Origin of the sequence: Methylorubrum populi (genome assembly GCA_036946625.1) — a bacterium.
In the GTDB taxonomy this organism is placed as follows: Bacteria; Pseudomonadota; Alphaproteobacteria; order Rhizobiales; family Beijerinckiaceae; genus Methylobacterium; species Methylobacterium populi_C.
The window spans coordinates 88,441-107,449 of the sequence record JAQIIU010000001.1 but is presented as its reverse complement, the minus strand read 5'-3'; the positions used below and the strand labels follow the sequence as shown (position 1 = coordinate 107,449).

The 19,009-nt window shown below is 72.7% G+C and carries 14 protein-coding genes; 11 read left to right on the top strand and 3 right to left on the bottom strand.

Translation table 11 applies throughout. From position 1 onward, the window contains the following. Nucleotides 1-6 precede the first annotated feature (6 nt). Nucleotides 7-390 (bottom strand): hypothetical protein, encoded by a 384-nt coding sequence (locus PGN25_00525; GenBank protein MEH3116139.1) that lies wholly within the window; start codon nt 388-390, stop codon nt 7-9. Between the two features lie 328 nt (nt 391-718). On the opposite strand from PGN25_00525, the gene PGN25_00520 reads away from it, so the two are divergent. The 9 genes from PGN25_00520 to PGN25_00480 all read left to right on the top strand — a co-directional run bounded on the left by PGN25_00520 (nt 719) and on the right by PGN25_00480 (nt 13,499). Beyond that, the gene (locus tag PGN25_00520) at nt 719-3,643 is read left to right on the top strand and encodes a monovalent cation/H+ antiporter subunit A (GenBank protein ID MEH3116138.1); all 2,925 of its coding nucleotides are present in this window, start codon (nt 719-721) and stop codon (nt 3,641-3,643) included. After that, on the top strand, nt 3,644-4,012 hold the full coding sequence (locus tag PGN25_00515) for a Na+/H+ antiporter subunit C (protein MEH3116137.1): 369 nt from the start codon (nt 3,644-3,646) through the stop codon (nt 4,010-4,012). Further along, nucleotides 4,009-5,601, top strand: coding sequence for a monovalent cation/H+ antiporter subunit D (locus PGN25_00510; protein MEH3116136.1), 1,593 nt, complete (start codon nt 4,009-4,011; stop codon nt 5,599-5,601). Before PGN25_00515 ends, PGN25_00510 begins: the two co-directional genes overlap by 4 nt. 8 nt (nt 5,602-5,609) lie before the next feature. Continuing rightward, a complete protein-coding gene (locus PGN25_00505; GenBank protein ID MEH3116135.1) occupies nt 5,610-6,098 on the top strand; it encodes a Na+/H+ antiporter subunit E in 489 nt (162 codons plus the stop codon). Further along, nucleotides 6,095-6,379 (top strand): K+/H+ antiporter subunit F, encoded by a 285-nt coding sequence (locus tag PGN25_00500; protein MEH3116134.1) that lies wholly within the window; start codon nt 6,095-6,097, stop codon nt 6,377-6,379. The genes PGN25_00505 and PGN25_00500 overlap by 4 nt, the downstream gene beginning before the upstream one ends. Then, nucleotides 6,376-6,717 carry a monovalent cation/H(+) antiporter subunit G gene (mnhG, locus tag PGN25_00495; GenBank protein ID MEH3116133.1) on the top strand — a complete coding sequence of 114 codons (342 nt, stop codon included), beginning with the start codon at nt 6,376-6,378 and terminating at the stop codon, nt 6,715-6,717. Before PGN25_00500 ends, mnhG begins: the two co-directional genes overlap by 4 nt. A gap of 1,014 nt (nt 6,718-7,731) precedes the next feature. Beyond that, complete coding sequence (locus PGN25_00490) at nt 7,732-9,189, top strand: O-antigen ligase family protein (GenBank protein ID MEH3116132.1); 1,458 nt, start codon at nt 7,732-7,734, stop codon at nt 9,187-9,189. Nucleotides 9,190-9,354: 165 nt separating this feature from the next. Beyond that, on the top strand, nt 9,355-11,478 hold the full coding sequence (locus tag PGN25_00485) for an exopolysaccharide transport family protein (protein ID MEH3116131.1): 2,124 nt from the start codon (nt 9,355-9,357) through the stop codon (nt 11,476-11,478). Next, complete coding sequence (locus PGN25_00480) at nt 11,475-13,499, top strand: right-handed parallel beta-helix repeat-containing protein (protein MEH3116130.1); 2,025 nt, start codon at nt 11,475-11,477, stop codon at nt 13,497-13,499. Before PGN25_00485 ends, PGN25_00480 begins: the two co-directional genes overlap by 4 nt. 91 nt (nt 13,500-13,590) lie before the next feature. On the opposite strand, the gene PGN25_00475 is transcribed toward PGN25_00480, so the two are convergent. Then, on the bottom strand, nt 13,591-14,754 hold the full coding sequence (locus PGN25_00475; GenBank protein ID MEH3116129.1) for a glycosyltransferase family 4 protein: 1,164 nt from the start codon (nt 14,752-14,754) through the stop codon (nt 13,591-13,593). Between the two features lie 389 nt (nt 14,755-15,143). After that, the gene (locus PGN25_00470; GenBank protein MEH3116128.1) at nt 15,144-15,965 is read right to left on the bottom strand and encodes a polysaccharide deacetylase family protein; all 822 of its coding nucleotides are present in this window, start codon (nt 15,963-15,965) and stop codon (nt 15,144-15,146) included. Nucleotides 15,966-16,169: 204 nt separating this feature from the next. On the opposite strand from PGN25_00470, the gene PGN25_00465 reads away from it, so the two are divergent. Beyond that, on the top strand, nt 16,170-17,168 hold the full coding sequence (locus PGN25_00465) for a GNAT family N-acetyltransferase (GenBank protein MEH3116127.1): 999 nt from the start codon (nt 16,170-16,172) through the stop codon (nt 17,166-17,168). Between the two features lie 391 nt (nt 17,169-17,559). Next, nucleotides 17,560-18,870, top strand: coding sequence for a lipopolysaccharide biosynthesis protein (locus tag PGN25_00460; protein MEH3116126.1), 1,311 nt, complete (start codon nt 17,560-17,562; stop codon nt 18,868-18,870). Nucleotides 18,871-19,009 lie beyond the last annotated feature (139 nt).

Below are 19,009 nucleotides of genomic sequence, written 5' to 3'. Positions count from 1 at the left end.
CTCGCGTCAGGCAGGGGGAGGGGGCGTCGCGGCACGCGCCGCGGCGACGGTGACGAGGGATCGGAGATAGGCCGAACGCGGCGCCTGCAGGATCGCGCGCGCCCGCCGCGCCTGGAGGAGCCGTTCCGCCAGCCGTGCGACGGTGTCGTCACCGAGCTCGGCGGCGATCCGCAACGCCTCGATCTGCGCCCGCGGATCGAACGCATCGCGGGTGGTGGCGAGGATGCCGCCGACGGTCTGCAGGGGCGGCTCGACGCCCAGGCGGTTCTCGTGAAGGTCCCAGATCGGATCGCTCGCCATCTCCGCGGCGAGCCAGATCCGTTCGCCGAGAGCGTACAGACGATCCGTCCCGGACGGGTCCGTCGTGCCGTCGGCGGTCGTGACGATCATGCATCCTCGTTCGGGAGCTTCGTTGCAGGAAGGGCCCGGCGGGTGCCCGGCTGCGTGAGGCAACCGCCGCGCCCCGACTCCTCCGTTTTCCAACGGTTGCATCGTCGAGCCCCATCCGGACGGCGCGTATCGCCACCCCGGGCGACGTGCGGTTTCTCACGCGGCACCAGGAAAGGGTGCATTTCCCCTTTCTCTTGCTGCCGAACCGCGAGGCATGCCCTACATGCTTCCGCGAGCGCCGCGCCCTCCGGGCGGTCGGCACCGCTCGCACTCGCCGCCCCCCTTTCGTCCTTCAGGCCGTTCCCGAGCCTGCATCTCGCCCGGGTCGATGTCGTCCAACGCCTTACTCGCCGCCGCGATCCTGCCGTTTGCCGGCTCCGTGCTCACGGGCGCCCTGCCGAGCCGAGCCCGCAACGCCGCCGCAGCTCTGGCCGGGCTCGTGACGCTGGCAAGCCTCGGCTGCATCCTCGCGCTGACGCCTCGGCTTTCCGGGGGCGGCACCGTCGTCCACGCGGTCGAGTGGCTGCCGGGCCTCGGCGTGAACCTCGTGCTGCGGCTCGACGGCCTCGCCTGGCTGTTCGCGGTGCTGGTGCTCGCCATCGGCGCGCTCGTGGTGCTCTACGCGCGCTACTACATGGCCGCCGCCGATCCGGTGCCGCGGCTGTTCTCCTACTTCCTCGCCTTCGTCGGGGCGATGCTCGGCATCGTGCTGGCCGGCAACCTGATCCAGCTCGTCCTGTTCTGGGAGCTGACGAGCATCGTCTCGTTCCTGCTGATCGGCTACTGGTACGACAACGCCGCGGCCCGGGACGGGGCGCGGATGTCGCTCACCGTCACCGCCGCCGGCGGCCTGTGCCTGCTGGTCGGGACGATCCTGATCGGGCGCATCGTCGGCAGCTACGACCTCGACGCCGTGCTGGCTTCCGGCGACACGATCCGACGGAGCCCGCTCTACCTGCCGGCCCTGGTGCTGGTGCTCGTGGGCGCCCTCACCAAGTCGGCGCAGTTCCCGTTCCACATCTGGCTGCCCCGCGCCATGGCGGCGCCGACGCCGATCAGCGCCTACCTGCACTCGGCCACGATGGTGAAGGCCGGCATCTTCCTGATGATCCGCCTGTGGCCGGTGCTGGCGGGCACCGACGCGTGGTACTGGATCGTCGGCAGCGCCGGCATGGCGACCCTGCTGATCGGATCGTGGAGCGCGATCTTCCAGCACGATCTCAAGGGTCTGCTCGCCTACTCGACCCTCAGCCATCTCGGGCTGATCACCCTGCTGCTCGGGCTCGACTCGCCGCTCGCCGTGGTGGCCGCGATCTTCCACACCGTGAACCACGCGACCTTCAAGGCGTCGCTGTTCATGGCGGTCGGCATCATCGACCACGAGACCGGCACCCGGGACATGCGCCGCCTCTCCGGCCTGTGGCGGGCGATGCCCTATACCGGCACGCTCGCCATGGTCGCCGCCGCGGCGATGGCCGGCGTGCCGCTGCTCAACGGCTTCCTCTCCAAGGAGATGTTCCTGTCGGAGGCGGTCGACGGCATGGGCGACCACCCGCTCCACTACGCCCTGCCGGTGCTGGCGACGCTCGCCAGCGCCTTCACCATGCTCTACTCGCTGCGCTTCATCCGGCAGACCTTCTTCGGCCCGCCGCCGCACGACCTGCCGCACGCGCCGCACGAGCCGGTGCGCTGGATGCGCATCCCGATCGAGCTTCTGGTGCTGACCTGCATCGCCATCGGCCTCGTGCCGAACCTGACCATCGGCCCGGCCCTGGAGCGCGCCGTGCGCGCGGTGCTCGGTGAGAACACGCCGTCCTACAGCCTCGCGATCTGGCACGGCTTCAACCTGCCGCTGGCGCTCAGCATGAGCGCGCTCGGCGGGGGCGTGGCGCTCTATCTCCTGTTCCGGCAGCGCATCAACACCAATCCCCGCGGCGGCCCCTGGCTGATGGACCGGCTCGACGGCGGCTGGCTGTTCGAGCGCGCGATGACCGGCCTGACCAGGGGCGCCCGCGCCCTGGAGCGCTGGCTCGGGGCCGAGCGCCTCCAGCCGCAGTTGCGCATCCTGTTCCTGGCCGCGCTCCTGGCCTCTCTCGCCGCGGGCGTGGCCCGCGGGCTCGACCTGTCCCGGCCGGGCCGCCTGACGCCGTTCGATCCCGCCTTCGCGCTGATGTGGGCCGTCGGCGCGGCCTGCGCGGTCGGCGCGGCGGAGCGGGCGAAGTATCACCGCCTGTCGGCCGCGATCTTCGTCGGCGGAGCGGGTCTGGTCAGCAGCCTGACCTTCCTCTGGCTGTCGGCGCCGGACCTCGCGGTGACGCAGATCCTGGTCGAGATCGTCACCACGGTGCTGCTGCTGCTGGGCCTGCGCTGGCTGCCCAAGCGCGACGCGGCGATTCCCGCCCCCGCCTCCGAGAAGGCCCGCGCCCGGCGTCGCCGGATCATCGACCTGTGCATCGCGCTCCTCGCCGGGTGCGGCCTCGCCGGCCTCGCCTACGCGGTGATGACCCGCCCGGCCCCGGACGGACTGGCGCGCTGGTTCGTCGAGGCGGCCTATCCGCAGGCGGGCGGGCGCAACGTCGTCAACGTGCTGCTGGTCGATTTCCGCGCCTTCGACACGCTCGGCGAGATCTCGGTGCTCGGCATCGTCGGGCTGACCGTGTTCGCGCTGCTGCGCCGCTTCCGCCCCGCGCCCGACAGCCTGGAGCGGCCCAAGCAGCAGCGCCACCACGACGCCTACGACCGCGCCCGCGAGGGCCGCAAGCCCGGCGACACCGCCGCCGACGCCCTGCTGGTGCCGCGGGTGGTGATGACGTGGCTGTTTCCCTTCATCGTCCTCCTGTCGCTGCACCTGTTCCTGCGCGGGCACGACCTGCCCGGCGGCGGCTTCGCGGCGGGCATCGCGCTCACCGTGGCCTTCATCCTGCAATACATGGCCTGCGGCGCGCAGTGGGTGGAGGAGCGCCTGCGCATCCAGCCGATCGCGTGGATCGGCGTCGGCCTGCTGATCGCGGTGGCGGCCGGGGCGGCCTCGTGGGCCTTCGGGCGCCCCTTCCTCACCGCCTATTTCGCCTATTGGGAACTGCCCGTGCTCGGCAAGGTGCCGGCGGCCAGCGCCCTGGTGTTCGATCTCGGGATCATGGTGCTGGTGGTGGGCGCGAGCGCGCTGATGCTGGTCGCCCTGGCGCACCAATCCCTGCGCCGCACCCGCAGCGCGGAGGCCGAAGCGGAACCGGCCGGCGAGGGGGCGGCGTAGATGGAGATCGTGCTGTCGCTGGGCATCGGCGTGTTCGCCGCCTCGGGCGTCTGGCTGGTGCTGCGCCCGCGCACCTTCCAGGTGGCGCTCGGGCTGGCGCTCCTGAGCTACGCCGTCAACCTGTTCATCTTCGCCATGGGCCGGCTCACCGTCGGCGCGCCGCCGGTGCTCGGGGCCGGGCCGGAGACCGTCTCCGTCGACGATCCGGTGCCGCAGGCGCTGGTGCTGACCGCTCTGGTGATCGGCTTCGCGCTCACCGCCCTGTTCCTGGTCGTGCTGCTCGCCGCCCGCGGCGTCACCGGCAGCGACCACGTCGACGGCCGCGAGCCCCACCACGCCGAGCCCACGCCGGAGAACCCGCATCCATGAGCGGCGCCTCCCCGATCGCCTGGTCCGAGCACCTCGTCGTCCTGCCCGTCGTCCTGCCGATCGCCGCGGCCGGGGCGATGTTCCTGATGGACGAGCGGCGCCACCGCCTGAAGGCGGGCTTGAGCCTCGCCACGATGCTGGTGCTGCTCGCCACCGCCCTCGTCCTCGTCGGCCGGGCGGGCGCGGCGCCGGAGGTCTACCGCCTCGGCAACTGGGCCGCGCCCTACGGCATCGTGCTGGTGGCCGACCGGCTCTCGGCGATGATGCTGACGCTCGCCGCGACGCTGGGGCTTGCCGCCCTCGTCTTCTCCTTCGCCCGCTGGGGCCGGGCGGGACCGCGCTTCCACGGCCTGTTCCTGCTGCTGCTGATGGGCGTGAACGGCGCCTTCCTCACCGGCGACCTGTTCAACCTGTTCGTGTTCTTCGAGGTGATGCTGGCGGCCTCCTACGGGCTGGTGCTGCACGGCTCCGGCGAGACCCGCATCCGGGCGGGGCTGGGCTACATCGCCGTCAACCTCGTCGCCTCGCTGTTCTTCCTCGTCGGCGTCAGCCTGATCTACGGCACCATGGGCACGCTCAACATGGCCGACCTCGCCCGGCGCCTCGCGGCACCGCCCGCCGAGGCCGCCCTGTTCGAGGTCGGCTGCGCCGTGCTCGGCATCGCCTTCCTGATCAAGTGCAGCGCCTGGCCCCTCGGCTTCTGGCTGCCGACCACCTATTCCGCCGCCACCGCCCCGGCGGCGGCGATCCTGGCGATCCTCAGCAAGGTCGGCGTCTACGTCGTCCTGCGCCTGAGCCTGCTGCTGTTCGGCGCCGGCACCTCGGCGGGCTTCGGGCTGGACTGGATCCTCGCCACGGGCCTCGCGACGGTCGCCTTCGGCACGGTCGGCCTGCTCGCCGCGCGCGACCTGACGCGGGCGGCGGGCTACGCGGTGATGATCTCGTCGGGCACGGTGCTCGCCGCCCTCGGCACCGGCAGCGAGGCGGCGCTGTCGGGCGCGCTCTACTACCTCGCCGGCTCGACCTGCGCCGCCGGGGCGCTGTTCCTGCTCGCCGAGATCCTGCAGCGGGGCCGCGACCCGGCCGACGCGGCGCAGCCCGTCTTCGCCGACGAGTACCGCGACCCCTTCGACGATGCCGGCGCCACCGAGGTCGGCCGGGCGATCCCCGCCGCGGTGGCGATCCTCGGCGGCGGCTTCCTGCTCTGCACGCTGATGCTCGCCGGCATCCCGCCGCTCGCCGGCTTCGTCGGCAAGCTGGCGATGTTCTCCGGGCTCGCCGACGGCCCCATGACCGCCGCGGCCTGGAGCCTGATCGCCGCGCTGACGCTCTCCAGCCTCGGCACCCTGATCCCGCTGGTGCGGCTCGGCATCTTCAGCCTGTGGGTGCCCCACGACGATCCGCCCCCGGTGCTGCGCCCGCCGGAATTCGCGAGCCTGAGCCTCCTGCTCGCGGCCTGCGTCGCGCTCGCCCTGTGGGGCGGACCGGCGCTCGCCTATGCCGAGGCGACCGTGCGCTGGCTGGCGCAGCCGCAGGCCTACGTCCGCGCCGTGCTCGACGGCGTCACCGCGCCGGGAGCGGGATCATGAGCCGCCTCCTGCGCCGCCTCCTGCCCCACCCGTTCCTCTCCGCCGGCCTCGCCCTGACCTGGCTGCTGCTGAACGCGCCGCCGAGCCCGGGCGGCATCGTGCTGGCGCTGCTGATCGGGCTGACCGTCCCCGCGGTGATGCGGGCCCTGCGCCCGGCGCCGGTGCGGGTGCGCCGCCCCGGCACGGCCGCCCGGCTCGCCGTCACCGTGCTCTACGACATGCTGCGCTCCAATATCGACGTGGCGCGGATCATCCTCGGCCTGCATCGCGGCCCGCGGCGCCCCGGCTTCGTCTCGATCCCCCTCGACATGACGGCGCCGTTCGGGCTGTCGGTGCTGTCGATCATCCTGACGGCGACGCCCGGCACCCTGTGGGTGCAGTACGATTCCCATAGCGGGCGCCTGCTGATGCACCTGCTCGACGACACCGACGGCGCGGGCTGGGTCCGCCGCGTCAAGGACCGCTACGAGCGCCCCCTGATGGAGATCTTCCCGTGAGCGCCGCCTCCGTCCTCGACTGGGGCCTCGGCCTCGCGCAAGGCATGCTGGTGCTGGCGATGGCGCTGGCCGCGTGGCGGATGCTGCGGGGACCCCGCGCCCAGGACCGCATCCTCGGCCTCGACACGCTCTACCTCAACGGCATGCTGGCGATCGTCGTCCACGGCATGCGCACCGGCAGCGGGCTCTATTTCGAGGCCGCGCTGATCATCGGCATGATCGGCTTCACCGCCACGGTGGCGCTCGCCAAGTTCCTGATGCAGGGCGAGGTGATCCGGTGACCGGCGCCGACCTGTCCGCCTGGGCCGCGGGCCTCGTGGTCCTGCTGGCGCTGACCGGCGCCGGCTTCTCGCTGACCGGGGCGCTCGGTCTGATCCGCCTCGAGACCTTCTACGAGCGCGTCCACGCCCCGACGCTGGGAGCGACCCTCGGCAGTGTCCTGATCCTGACGGGCTCGATGCTGCTGCTGTCGCTGGTGGAGGGCCACGTGGTCCTGCGCGACGCGCTGATCGGCCTGTTCATCACCATCACCACCCCGATGACGATGCTGCTGCTCGCCCGCGCCGCCGCCCACCGCGACCGCATTGAGAAGAATCCGGGCGCGCCGCCGGAGCCGTGATTTCTTGAGGTTCGGGCGTCGGCGGTCCGGTCCGTGAGCGGCGCTCGGGAGGGGCGGTTCCGGAGTGCACGGCCGCGGCGGAGAAGAATTCTGACTCGCCCCAGTGTCAGAGCCTGTTTGACTGCGGTGCTCCCATCTCGCCCTCATCCTGAGGTGCCGCGTGAGCGGCCTCGAAGGGTGCTCCAGGGATCGCGCGGGATCTGGAGCCCCCTTCGAGGCCTCCGCTGCGCTCCGGCACCTCAGGATGAGGGTGGGGAGGGGAGCAGGGCTTTCCTCTCGCCTTGCCGTGGCCTGACGAAGACACGGCGGCCGGTCAAACAGGCTCTCAAGGTAAACTCGAAACCATCGATCGAATCGATCCGCGCGCCAGGATCGCGCCCCAGGACTTGCCAAGCCTGACGATCGGCGCTCAATACGGTTGCGGCACGGCATTCACGTCTTGGCGTCGATTTCGCGCAATTTCGGATGCGGGCTGGGGCGGGACGAAATCGCTCCCGCCCGGTCGGATCGCGTGATCCCATGGGGTCCGCACCCCGGGCGCCGCCGCGAATCGAGGAGGCCGTCGATGTTCACGACGCATACCGCTCCGGAGAGCCGGCCTCCCGCGGGTGCCGGGGCCGGAGGGAGACGCGACAGGCAATCCGAAGCGGCCTGCCCTCCACCCTCCGGACCGGCGCGTCGGCGCGTCTTCGCGCGGCGGCGATATCGCCGGCGAACGATGCCGTTTCCGATCGATCGCTTCGGGTTTGGCCCCCCTCCGTCATCGCGAGCGGCCGCGAAGCGATCCAGGGCGCGGACAGGTCCGGAAAGGGCGCGCCCCGGATGGCCACGGCTTCGCCTCGCAATGACGGAGGAGAGGCCGAAGTCATCGACCGGATGTCGTATGAGACGCTTCGCCGACATCGATCGACCCATTCCTCACCCGGCACCGATTCGGCGAGGATCGGCGCGGAGCGGGAGCGGCGTCTTGGCCATTCGACCGAAACGCGCCGACGTCTTCGAGGAACCGCCGGAATGCTGAGCGTCCTGCTCGTCGTCGCCGTGGCGGTCTGGTTCGCGCTGCTCTACCCGCTGGCGCGCCACAACCTCGCGACGGAAACGGGACCGCTCAACGGGCCGCTCACGGTGCCCTTCATCCTGGTGGCCACCTTCGCGCTGATGCCGCTCGTCTTCACCGTCCCGCGGGAGGACGGCAACGCGGTGCTCGACGAGGGCCTGACGGCCTCCAACGTCGTCACCCTCGTCATCGCCGGGCTGACCGGGCTCTATCTCGCCGTCCGGACCGCGATCGACAGGCGCATCCTGCTGGTGCCGTTCTCGATGCCCTACCTGCCGTTCACGCTGATGATCCTCGTGAACGGCCTCAGCACCGCGTGGTCGATCGTGCCGGCCTACACGGCCTACCGGACGGTCGAGCTGGCGGTCCTCTACCTCGCCGCGATCGTGATCTTCGACCGCGCCGACATCGAGCGGCGGCTGGCCAACCTGTTCGCGCTGTTCACGCTGATCTGGCTGGTCGCGGTCACGCCGATCATCCTCGCCAGCCTCGCGAGCGGGATCGTGTTCTCCTCGGCCAAGCACAACATGGTGCCCTATCTCTGCGCGGCGCACGCCTTCCTCGTCGTCTTCGACGATCGCGTGCGGCACCGGGGCGGCCACCTGCTGCTGGCGCTGGCCGGCTTCATCGTCGCGGGCTCGGCCTCGAGCACCGGCGCGCTGGTGGCGGCGGCGCCGGGCATGATGGTCGCCTCGCCGCATCGCCGGCTGCGCATCCTCGGCCTCGTCACCTTCGCCGCCGTCTTCGCGGTCTTCATGGTGCTGATGCTCGGCCTGTCGGCCTTCCCGGGCCTTCTCGACGTGCTGTCCGTGGTGCTGCAGAAGCCGGCGGAGGAACTGGCGGGCGCCACCGGGCGCGGCACCTTCTGGCCGATCTTCATCGCCGGCACCCAGGACCATCTGGTCGGCTCCGGCTTCTCGGCCGCGGACCGGTTCATCCAGCTCCTCGTGCCGCCGGCCGCCTACACCGACATCCTCGGCCCGGAGGGCATGGCGATCCAGAGTTCGCACAACATGCTGCTGAGCGCCTGGGCCGGCACCGGCCTGATCGGTCTCGGCTTCTGCGCCGTGGTGCTGGGAAGCGCCGTCCGCTGGGGGCTGAAGCTCGCCATCGCCGGGCGCCGCTTCGTCGCGACCTGCGTGTTCTTCCTGATCCTCAACGGGATGACCACGCCGGGCATCTTCCAGGACTGGAACATCCACGTCCTCGCCTTCGTGGCGGTGCTGGCCTATGCCCGCATCGGCGCCATGGGCCGCGAGCCGGCGAGGGGCCCGGCCGCGAGACCCGCAGCCGACCCTGCGGCCGAACCCGCCGCCGGCCTCGGGCCGCTGGCGCCGGGGCATGCCTTGCGCCCGCCTGGCGCGCCCCTTGGTGCCCCGCTTGGCACCCCGCTTGGCGCGCGTCTTGAAGCATGACGACCGATCGAGCCCCCGGCCCGCCGCCGATGTCCCGATCCGGAACGGACGGCCTGCGAACGTTCCGTTCCGGGACAGACGTCCCGGGCCGGGTCTCCGTCCGTGGGCCGGTCCGGCCCTAAACCGCCCCGTGTTGAGAGTATCGCGATGACGATGGTCGAGCGGATGCCATCGAGGATCTTCGTCGGCAGCGAGCCGGGCAAGCCCGACGTGACGCCGGAGCCCTGGTTCCTCGACCCGCGCGAGATCCGCCGGGCGCTGCGCGCGCGCTGGACGCTGGTTCTGGCGCCGGCCCTGCTGTTCGCCCTGGCGGCGGTGGCGTGGCTCGCCCTGGTGCCGCCGCAATACGCCGCCGTGACGCAGATCCTGATCGATCCGCGCGGCATCCAGGTGGTCAAGGACGGCGTGACGCCCGCCGATCAGGCGAGCGATGCGAGCCTGCTGCTCGTGGACAGCCAGATCCGCGTCCTGATCTCCGACGACGTGCTGCGGCAGGTCGTGAACCGGTTCAAGCTCGATCAGGACCCGGAATTCGTCCGGCCTTCCTCGCTGCTCGACACGGTCAAGGGCAACCTGTCCGCGCTGCTCGGCGCCTCCGGCGGCGGCGCGCCGGACGAGAAGCTCGCCGCGTTGCGGGCCCTGCGCGACCGCACCAACGCGCGCCGCCTGGAGCGCAGCTTCGTGGTGGAACTGGCCGTCACCAGCGAGAGCCGCCAGAAATCCGCCGACCTCGCGCAGGCGATCGCCGAGACCTACCTCGCCACCGTCTCGGAGGCGCAGGCGCGGATCACCCGCAAGGCCGGCGCGTCGGTATCGAGCCGGCTCGGCGAATTGCAGGACGAGCTGCGCAGGGCCGAGGACAAGGCGCAGCAGTTCCGCGCCGCCAACAACCTCGTCGGCACCCGCGGCCAGCTCGTCAGCGAGCAGGCGCTGACGCAGCTCAACCAGCAGCTCGGCGCCGCCCGGGCCCGGGCGGGCGAATTGCGCGGGCGGCTCGCCCAGATCGAGGCGGTCGCCAACGGGCGGGCCGACCTCAACTCGGTGACCGAGATCGTCCAGTCCACGACCATCGCGCAGTTGCGCGCCCAGCTCGCCCAGGTCGAGTCGGCCCGGGCCGACACGGTGGCCAATCTCGGGCCGCGCCACCCGACCCTGCGCACCAGCGAATTGCAGGTGCAGAGCCTGCGCGGCCAGATCGACGCCGAGATCCGGCGCATCGCCGCGGCCACCCGCAACGAGTACAAGTCGGCCCAGGCCAACGAGGCCTCGCTGGCCGCCACCCTGGAGAGCCGCAAGAAGGAGGCCCTCTCCGTCGACAGGAGCTTCGTGCGCCTGCGCGAGCTGGAGCGGCAGGTCGAGGCGAGCCGGGCGGTCTACGAGGCCTTCCTCGTCCGCGCGCGCGAATTGCAGGAGCAGCAGCGCCTCGACACCTCGTCCTCGCGCATCATCTCGCCCGCCTCGCTGCCGGCGCGCCGACTCGGGCCGCCGGTGCCGGTGGTGTTCGCCGCAGCGCTCGCGGCCGGGCTCGGCCTCGGCGTGGTGCTCGCCCTGCTGGCCGTGCCGGCCGCCGGCCGGATCGGCTCGCGCCGCCGGCTCCAGCAGATCGCGGGCCTGCCGGTCCTGGCCGCCCTGCCCAGGCGGGTCGGCGGCCAGGGAAGGACCGGAGGGAAGACGGAGGAGGGGAAGGTGGGGGCCTTGCGCGCCGACACCGCCTACGACGTGGCCGTCGCCCGGCTCGGCAGCCGGCTCCAGCGCGACCTCGGCACGACGCGGCCGACCCTCGTCCTCGTCACCTCGGGCGACGACCGGGCCGGCAAGTCGGAACTGGCGCGCAGCCTGGCCGCCTCGGCCGCCCTCGACGGCCAGCGGGTGCTGCTCGTCGATGCCGACCCCGACGCGCTCCTCTCGCGCGACCTGCGCGAGCGGCCGAAACGCGGCGTCGCCGAGGTGCTGCGCCAGCATTCCGGGCTCGGCGACGCGCTCGTCGAGGGGCCGACCGGCGTCAAGGTCATGCCCTTCGACGAGGGGGCGCTGCGCCTCGGCACCGCGGCCTATGCCGGCGCGATCCTGTCGGTGGCGGCCTCCTTCGACACGGTCTTCGTCGATATCGGGCTGATCGGCACCGATGTCGCGGCCGAGCGCCTCGCCCAGGACCAGCGCTTCCCGACCCTGCTGCTGACGGTGAGCGCCGGCCGCAGCCGCGCCGCGCGCCTGCGGCGGGTGCTCGACGCCATCGGCCGCGAGCCGCGGGTGCATCTCGTCCTGACCGACGCGGACGCCGAGGCGTGAGCCTCGGCCCCCGGCGGATCGCCGCCGCACTCGCGTCCGCTCTCCTCGGCCTCGCCGGGCCGGTCCGAGCCGGCAGCGCGCAGGCGCCCCTGGTGCTGCGGGTCGCGCCGGCCGGGACGGACGGCCTCCGCCAGAAGAACCGGTTCGCCGGCCTGCCGCAGGCGCTCGCCCGCGTCGCCGCGCTGCGCCGGCAGGGCGAGCGGCGGGCCATCGTCGTCGAGCTGGAGCCCGGCACGCACCGGATCGCCGAGCCCGTGCGGATCGGGCCGGAGCACGGCGGCAGCGCCGAAGCGCCGCTGGTCCTGCGCGGGGCCGCCGACGGGACGAGCCGGCTCACCGGCAGCGTGCCGCTGGCGCCCGCCCCGCTGCCGCCGCGCCTGCGCGAGCGGCTGCCGGAGGCCGCGCGCGGCGCGGTCCGGGCCTACCGCCTGCCCGAACCCCTGCGCGCGGAGCCGTCCGTCCGCGCCCCGCAGCGGCTGCATGACCCGGCCGCGCGGGTCACCGAGATCTTCGACGCGGAGGGCGCCCTGCATCCGGCGCAGTGGCCGGATGCCGGCTGGGCGGCGGTCGGCACGGCCGAGCCGGACGGTCTCGGCTTCACGCTCGAGAGCGGGCCGCCGCGCCCGCTCGATCCGGCCGCGGAGACGGACCTGTGGGCCGAGGGTTTCTGGCGCTGGGACTGGCTCGCGGAGACGATCCCCGTCGCACGGATCGGCGCGCGGGGCCGGCGGTTCGCGCTGTCGCTCCCGCCCTACGAGGGCATCCGCCCCGGCGCCCGCGTGCGGCTGGTCCACGCGCTGGGCGAGCTCGACGCGCCGGGGGAATGGTGGCGCGACCGCGCGGGCGGCCTGCTGCTGGCTTGGCCGCGGGCGCCCTCGGCCGAACTGGAGGCGAGTCTCGCCGAGACGCTGATCCGCGCCGAGAACGTCCGGCACCTGCGCATCGAGGGTCTGCGGCTGGAGCGCGCCCGGGGCGACCTGATCGTCGTGCGGGGCGGGGCGGACGTGGAGATCCGGGGCAGCGAACTCGCCTGGGCCGCCGGCCGCGCCGCGTCGTTCGAGGGCGTGACCGGGGGCGGCCTCTCCGGCAGCGCGATCCACGACATCGGCGCGGGCGCGGTCCGCCTCGTCGGCGGCGACCGGGCCACCCTCCGGCGCGGCGGCCTGTTCGTGCGCGACACCCGCTTCACCCGCTTCGCCCGGCTGGCCCCGACCCAGAACGCGGCGATCGAACTCGACGGCGTCGGCGCCGAGGCCAGCGGGAACCTGATCGCCGACGCGATCGGCTACGCGGTGCACCTGCGCGGCAACGACCACGTCGTCCGCCGCAACGAAGTGGGCCGCCTGATCCACGGCCTGTCCGACACCGGCGCGATCTATGCGGGCCGCGACTTCACCGCCCGCGGCACGGTGATCGAGGACAACTACGTCCACGACATCCGCACCGAGCCGGGGATGGAGGTGAAGGGCGTCTATCTCGACGACATGGCGAGCGGCTTCACCATCCGGCGCAACCTGTTCGTCGGCGTGCAGCAGCCGGTCTTCATCGGCGGCGGCAGCGACACCGTCGTCTCCCGCAACGTCTTCGTCCGGTCGAGCCCGATGGTCACCCTCGATTCGCGCGGGCTGACCTGGATGAAGCCGTCCCTGACCGAGGCGGATTCGGAGTTCCGCGCCGCCTTCGCCGCGGTGCCGCTCGATTCGGCCCCCTGGCGGATGCGCTACCCGCGGCTCGCCGACGCGCTCTCCGACGAGCCGGGCGTGGCGCGCGACAACCAGATCGTCGACAACGTGCTGATCGGCGGCGATCTCCTCGCGCTCCACGAGGAGGCCGATCCCGGCCGGCAGATCGTGCTGTTCAACACCCGCCTCGACGACCCGGCCGGGAAATCCGGCGATCCCGACGCGCTCGACGCCTTGTCCCGGCTCGCGTCCGAACGGAAGATCCCGCTCGGGCTCGACCCCGCCGCGATGCGCCGTGACGCCCTGCCGCCCTCGCCGTTCCCGCCCGCGCGGCGTTGAGGCCGCGCGACGGACCCGTCGCCGGAATCCGTTTTCGAGGAGCGGGATCCGTCAAAGTCCGTTGAACCGCCATGCCGGATCGCGCTGCCGATCACCGGACGGGAATCCGGCCCGGGAGCAGCGGCCCCAGGACATCGAGATAGCCGGCGACGGCCGCCTCCGCGGTGAAGCGCGGCAGCGCCCGCTCCGCCGCCGCCCGCAGGGCCCGGCGCCGACCGGCGTCGTCGAGGAGCGACAGGCTCGCCTCGACCCACTCCGCCACCGCCATCGGCCGCACCTCGCCGCAATGCCACGCTTCGAGCAGGCCGCGGGCCGCGCCGGAATGGGGCGAGGCGAGCACCGGCGTGCCGCTCTGGAGCGCCTCCTGCACCACGATCCCCCACACGTCGCCACGGCTCGGAAACAGGAACAGCCTGGCCGAGGCGTAGGTCTCGGGCAGGGCCGCCTGCGCCAGGAAGCCGTCGAACCGCGCCGGGATTCCGGCCTCGGCGAAGCGCGCCTCCATCTCGCCGCGCAGCGGGCCGTCGCCCGCGACCCGGACCGACAGGCGCCGGCCGCGGGCGAGGCAGCCGAGCACGACCTCGGTGAAGAAGCGGGCGCCCTTCACCGCCTCGTTCAGCATGCCGCAGAACAGGAGGTCGAAGGGCCGTTCGGTATCCGGCGGCGGCGGGCCGGGCGGCGTCCAGGCCGGGAAGAGGGGGCTCGGCACGATCGATCCGGGCGCCAGTCCGTAGCCGGCGAGCAGCGCCCGGCTGTCCTCGCTCGGGCCGATCCCGCCGGCCGCCCCGGAGACGATGGCGCGGCGCAGCAGGCGGTGGGGCGCCGAGTGCCGGCCGGGATCGGTCTGCGGAACCCCGTCGGTGCGGATCAGGTAGGGGATGCGCCGCAGCCGCGCGGCACCCGCCGCCATCAGCATGGTCGGCGAGAAGTCGTTGAGCACGATCACCGCCGGGTCGAGGGCGGCGAGCCGCGGCACCACCGCGGGATTGACGTAGAGGTTGCGGACCGAGGAGCGGTGCCAGCGCAGGCCCGGCAGCACCGCGTGCCGGTAGAGCCGGGACGGCTCCAGGACCCATTGCCGGGCGCTCTCCCGGGGGGTGCAGGACAGGACGTGCAGCGCCCGGCCGAAACGGCCCGCGAGCCGCTCCGCCAACCGCTCGTAGAGGACATGGGTGTAGGGGGCGAGCGCCCCGGTCACGACGACGACGGGGCGTCCCGCGAGCGCATCGGCGGCCGGTGTCGTGCCCTGTTGCATCGCCTCGCGGTCTCCGGTCGTGCGGCCCGGCCGAATTCGCCGGCGTGCGGATCAGGCTCCGTCGATAGACGGGAACCGTTCTCAAGCGGTTTCATACCGATCGGCGATGATCCCGACTCAGAGCCTGTTTGACCGGCCGCCGTGTCTTCGTCAGGCAACGGCAAGGCGAGAGGAAAGCCCTGCTCCCATCCTGAACCCTCATCCTGAGGTGCCGGAGCGGAGGCCTCGAAGGGGGCTCCAGGGATCGCGCGGAACCTGGAATATCCTTCGAGGCCGCTCACGCGGCACCTCAGGATGAGGGGCGAGAGGGGATCACCGCTGTCAAACAGGCTCTCATCGCCGGTCGGCCCCCGCGACGGCGGGGCGGCGGGCGTCCGTGCGGCTCGATATCAGGCCGGGATTCGGCCGAGCCGCGGGCCGCCCATCAGGGCCTCGAAATCGGAGATCGGCCAGTGCGGCTCGACCACGTGGCGGGGCATCCGCGGAAGATCCGCCGCGCTCAGGGCACGGCCGCGCCGCGTGGTGAAGAAGGTCCGGTAGCCGCTCTCCCCGGCGAGGGCGGGATCGCGGTCCGGGTCGAAGTCGCGGCCGGCAACGCCCCAGGGGCAGGCGAAGTGGCGGATCTCCCGGCCGGTCAGCGCGGCGAGGTCGCGCCGCGAACGGGCGAACTCGTCGGCGACCTGCGCGCGGTCGAGCCGGCTCAGCCGGGAATGCGTGGCGGTGTGCGAGCCGACGTCGAGACCGTCTTCGCACCACGCCGCGATCTCGGCGCGGTTCATGTAGAGGCGTCCGCTCGCGGGCATCGCGTCGGCGCGGTCGAGGCCGGGCGGGACGCGCGGCGGTGCGTCGATCCAGTCGCTGATCAGGAAGACGAGGCCGGGCACGTTCAGCGCCTTGAGGACGGGCCGGGCGATGTCGAAGGTGTCGGCGTAGCCGTCGTCGAAGGTGACGAGGAAGGCGCGCTCGCGGGCCGGCCAGCCCGCCGCGAGGCGGTCCAGGGCGGTGTCGGCGTCGATGAAGTCGCCGTGCCGGCCGAGATGGCGAAGCTGGGCCTCGAAGCGATCCTGCTGCGCCTCCGGCACCTGATGGTAGCACAGGGTGTAGAGGCCGGCCTCGGCCTCGGCCAGCGACCGCAGCAGGGCGGCCCCGCGCAGCGCGAGCCTGCGCAGGGCGGGGACACGGCGCACCGTCGTCTTGACCCAGTGATCCATGCCCGCCTCGCCCCCCGATCCATTCGCATACCACGCGGCGGATCTGTCGGCATCTCGACATCCGATCCCCGGAAGCTGTGGTTAACCTGCGACATCGATTTGATGATTGGCTCTCGCGCCGGGGCTCATCTCTTGCCGGCCGACGGAAGCCGGACCAAAACCCGTCCCACGGCGGAACGGCCGGCACGGAGAGGATATTCGAGAGTGGGCCATCTCACGGTCGCCGACCTTACGGACGATCCCGGATGGGACGCGGCGGTGTGGCGGCAGCAGGACGCCAACCTCTACGCCTCGCGTCGGTGGGGCGACTACAAGAGCCGCGTCGGCTGGACGGTGAGGCGGATCGCCGTCCGCGGCTGCGACGGGCAGGCGCTCGCCTACGCGCAGGTCCAGCGCCGCCGCTGCGGTCCGGGCCATTTCGTCCTGGCGCAGGGCTGCCCGATCCTCACCCGCCTCGGCGCGCCCCGGGCCGAGGCCGTGTTGCGCGCGGTCCTCGACCATCTCGATCTCGGCCGCCTCGATCTGCTCGGGGTGAACTACCAGCAGTTCCAGACCCCGGAGGCGGTGCTGGCCCTGCTCGGCCACGGCTTCGCGCCGGTCGTCACCGTCCGGACGCACACGCTGGAGGTCGATCTCACGCAGGAGACGGACCGGATCCGCGCCCGCATGGAGGGGCGCTGGCGCGACGTGCTCAAGGCGGCCGAGCGCAACCGCGATCTCGCGGTCGCCTTCCCGACCGATCCGGCCGAGCGGCTCGCCGCCTTCGACACCTTCAGCCGCCTGTACGGCGAGCTGAAGCGGCGCAAGGGTTTTCGCAACAGCCTCGATACGGGCGCCTTCCGCGACATCGCCGCGGCCGACCCGAACCTGCTGTTCCTGGAGGTGCGCGAGCGGGACGAGCCCATCCTGGTGCGGATCGTCCACCGGTCCGCCCGCCGCTGGACCGACTTCTACGTCGCCTCGAACGAGCGGGCCAAGCTCACCGGCGCGGGCCGGCTCGCGGTCTGGCGCCTGATCGAGCGGGCCAAGCGGGACGGATGCCGCGTTCTCGATCTCGGCGGGATCGATCCGGCCGGCAATCCCGGCGTCTACGAGTTCAAGCGCGGCGTCTGCCGCGACGTCGTCGCCTCCGATCCCCTCTGGCTCTTCAGCCGAACGCGGCTGGTGCGCGACGTCGCGACGGGCTGGATGGTCGCGTGGTAGCGCGCTTCTCGCCGAAGGGGACGCCGGTTCGGCGGAGCGCGCGAGACCCGCATCCCGAAACCGCGGTTTCCAGCCTTCGGGTTTCGCCCCCCTCCGTCCTCGCGAGCGGCCGCGAAGCGATCCAGGGCGCGACCGGTCCGGAAAGGTCGCGCCCTGGATCGCCACGGCTTCGCCTCGCGATGACGCAGGAGAGGCCGAAGTCAGCAACCGGATAGCGTATCATACCAAGCGGCGCCGATCCCGACCGATGGTCGGGATCGGCGCATCCGGCGGATGGCCGCCGCCCCGCGGTCGCGGGGCAGCCGACGATGAGGCGGGATCATCGCCGGTCGGTATTAAAGCATCGGTCCGGGTCCGGTATCCTGGGCGAGGCTCCCGCAGAACGGATGCGATGACCGACGCAACTTCAGTGCGCGCCAAACCCGAGAGCCTGCACCGGCGCGCCGCCGGACTGGTCCGGCATCCGCCGGCCGCGCTCGTCGCCCTGGCCGACCAGGGCGTGGTCAGCGGCTTCGGCTTCCTCAGCGGCATCGCCGCCGCCCGCCTGCTCGGCATCGCCGAATTCGGGCATTTCGCGATGATCATGATCGTGCTCGCCTTCGCCCAGGCGCTGCACAACGCCCTGATCGCGGCGCCGATGATGACGCTGGCCGGGGCGCGCAGCGGGATCGCGCGGGCCTACGCCGCGAGTCTCCTGGCGGGCGCCTTCCTGCTCTCGGTGCCGGGCGCGGCCTTCGTGGTGATCGCGCTCGCCATCGGCGGCCTGTCGGGGTCGACCTTCCTCGCCGCCTGCGCCCTGATGCTGGCGCAGAACGTCCAGTTGATCCTGCGCCGCCTGCTCTTCGCCCAGGGCAAGGGGATGCAGGCCCTGCTGATGGACGCCGCCCGCGCCGCGAGCTTTCCCGTCGTGGCCGGGCTGGCCTGGCTGAGGCACGACCTCATCGGCGGCAACGGCTTCGTCTGGCTGCTCGCCGCGACCGCGCTCGCCACGAGCCTGCCCTTCGTCGTCTCGATCGGGCGGCCGATCCTGCGCCGGCCCGGCTGCCTGCGAATCGGCGCCGTCGCCCGGCGCCACATCCCGCTGGCGCGCTGGCTCCTGCCGATCGTGTTCGTCACCTTCCTGCAGGAGCAGCTCGTCTGGCTCGTGGCGGGCTCGACGCTCGGCCTCGACGCGCTGGGCGGCCTGCGGGCGGCGCAGTACCTCGTCGGCGCCGTGCTGCTGCTGCTCTCGGCCACCGAGAACGTCCTGCCGGTGTCCGCCGCGCGCGTCTACGCCGAGAGCGGCGAGGCGGCCCTGCGCACCTACCTGTTCCGGACCGGCCTGCGGCTCGGCCTGCCGATCGTCGCGATCCTGGCGGCGCTCGCCGTGCCCGCCGCGATGTGGCTGCGCCTGATCTTCGGGGCGGAGTATGCCCCTTACGCCGATTGCCTGCGCATCCTCTCGGCCAGCGTCGTGGTGGTGCTCGCGCGCGACCTCACCGCCAACTACTTCCGCGCCAAGCACGACACCCGCGTGCTGTTCGAGGCGCTGTGCCTGAGCATGGTCGTCTCGCTCGCCGCCGCCTTTCCCCTGATGCGCTGGGGCGGCGTCGGCGGCGCGGCGGCGGCGGTGGGCGCCGGGCACCTCGCTTCCCTCGTCTACCTTGGGCTGGCGGCGCGCGGGCGATCGCGTCCGCTCCGGGCCCGGTTCGCGCGCGACTGAACCGAAGGCACCGGCACGCTCGGCGCGAGACCGAAGGTTCGGAAGCGGAAGGCGCGGCACACGAGGGGCTTGGAGCCCCGGTTTCCTCGTCAGGACCGACCTGCGGACAGCCGCCGCAAGACGGATTTCCGTCGTTTCG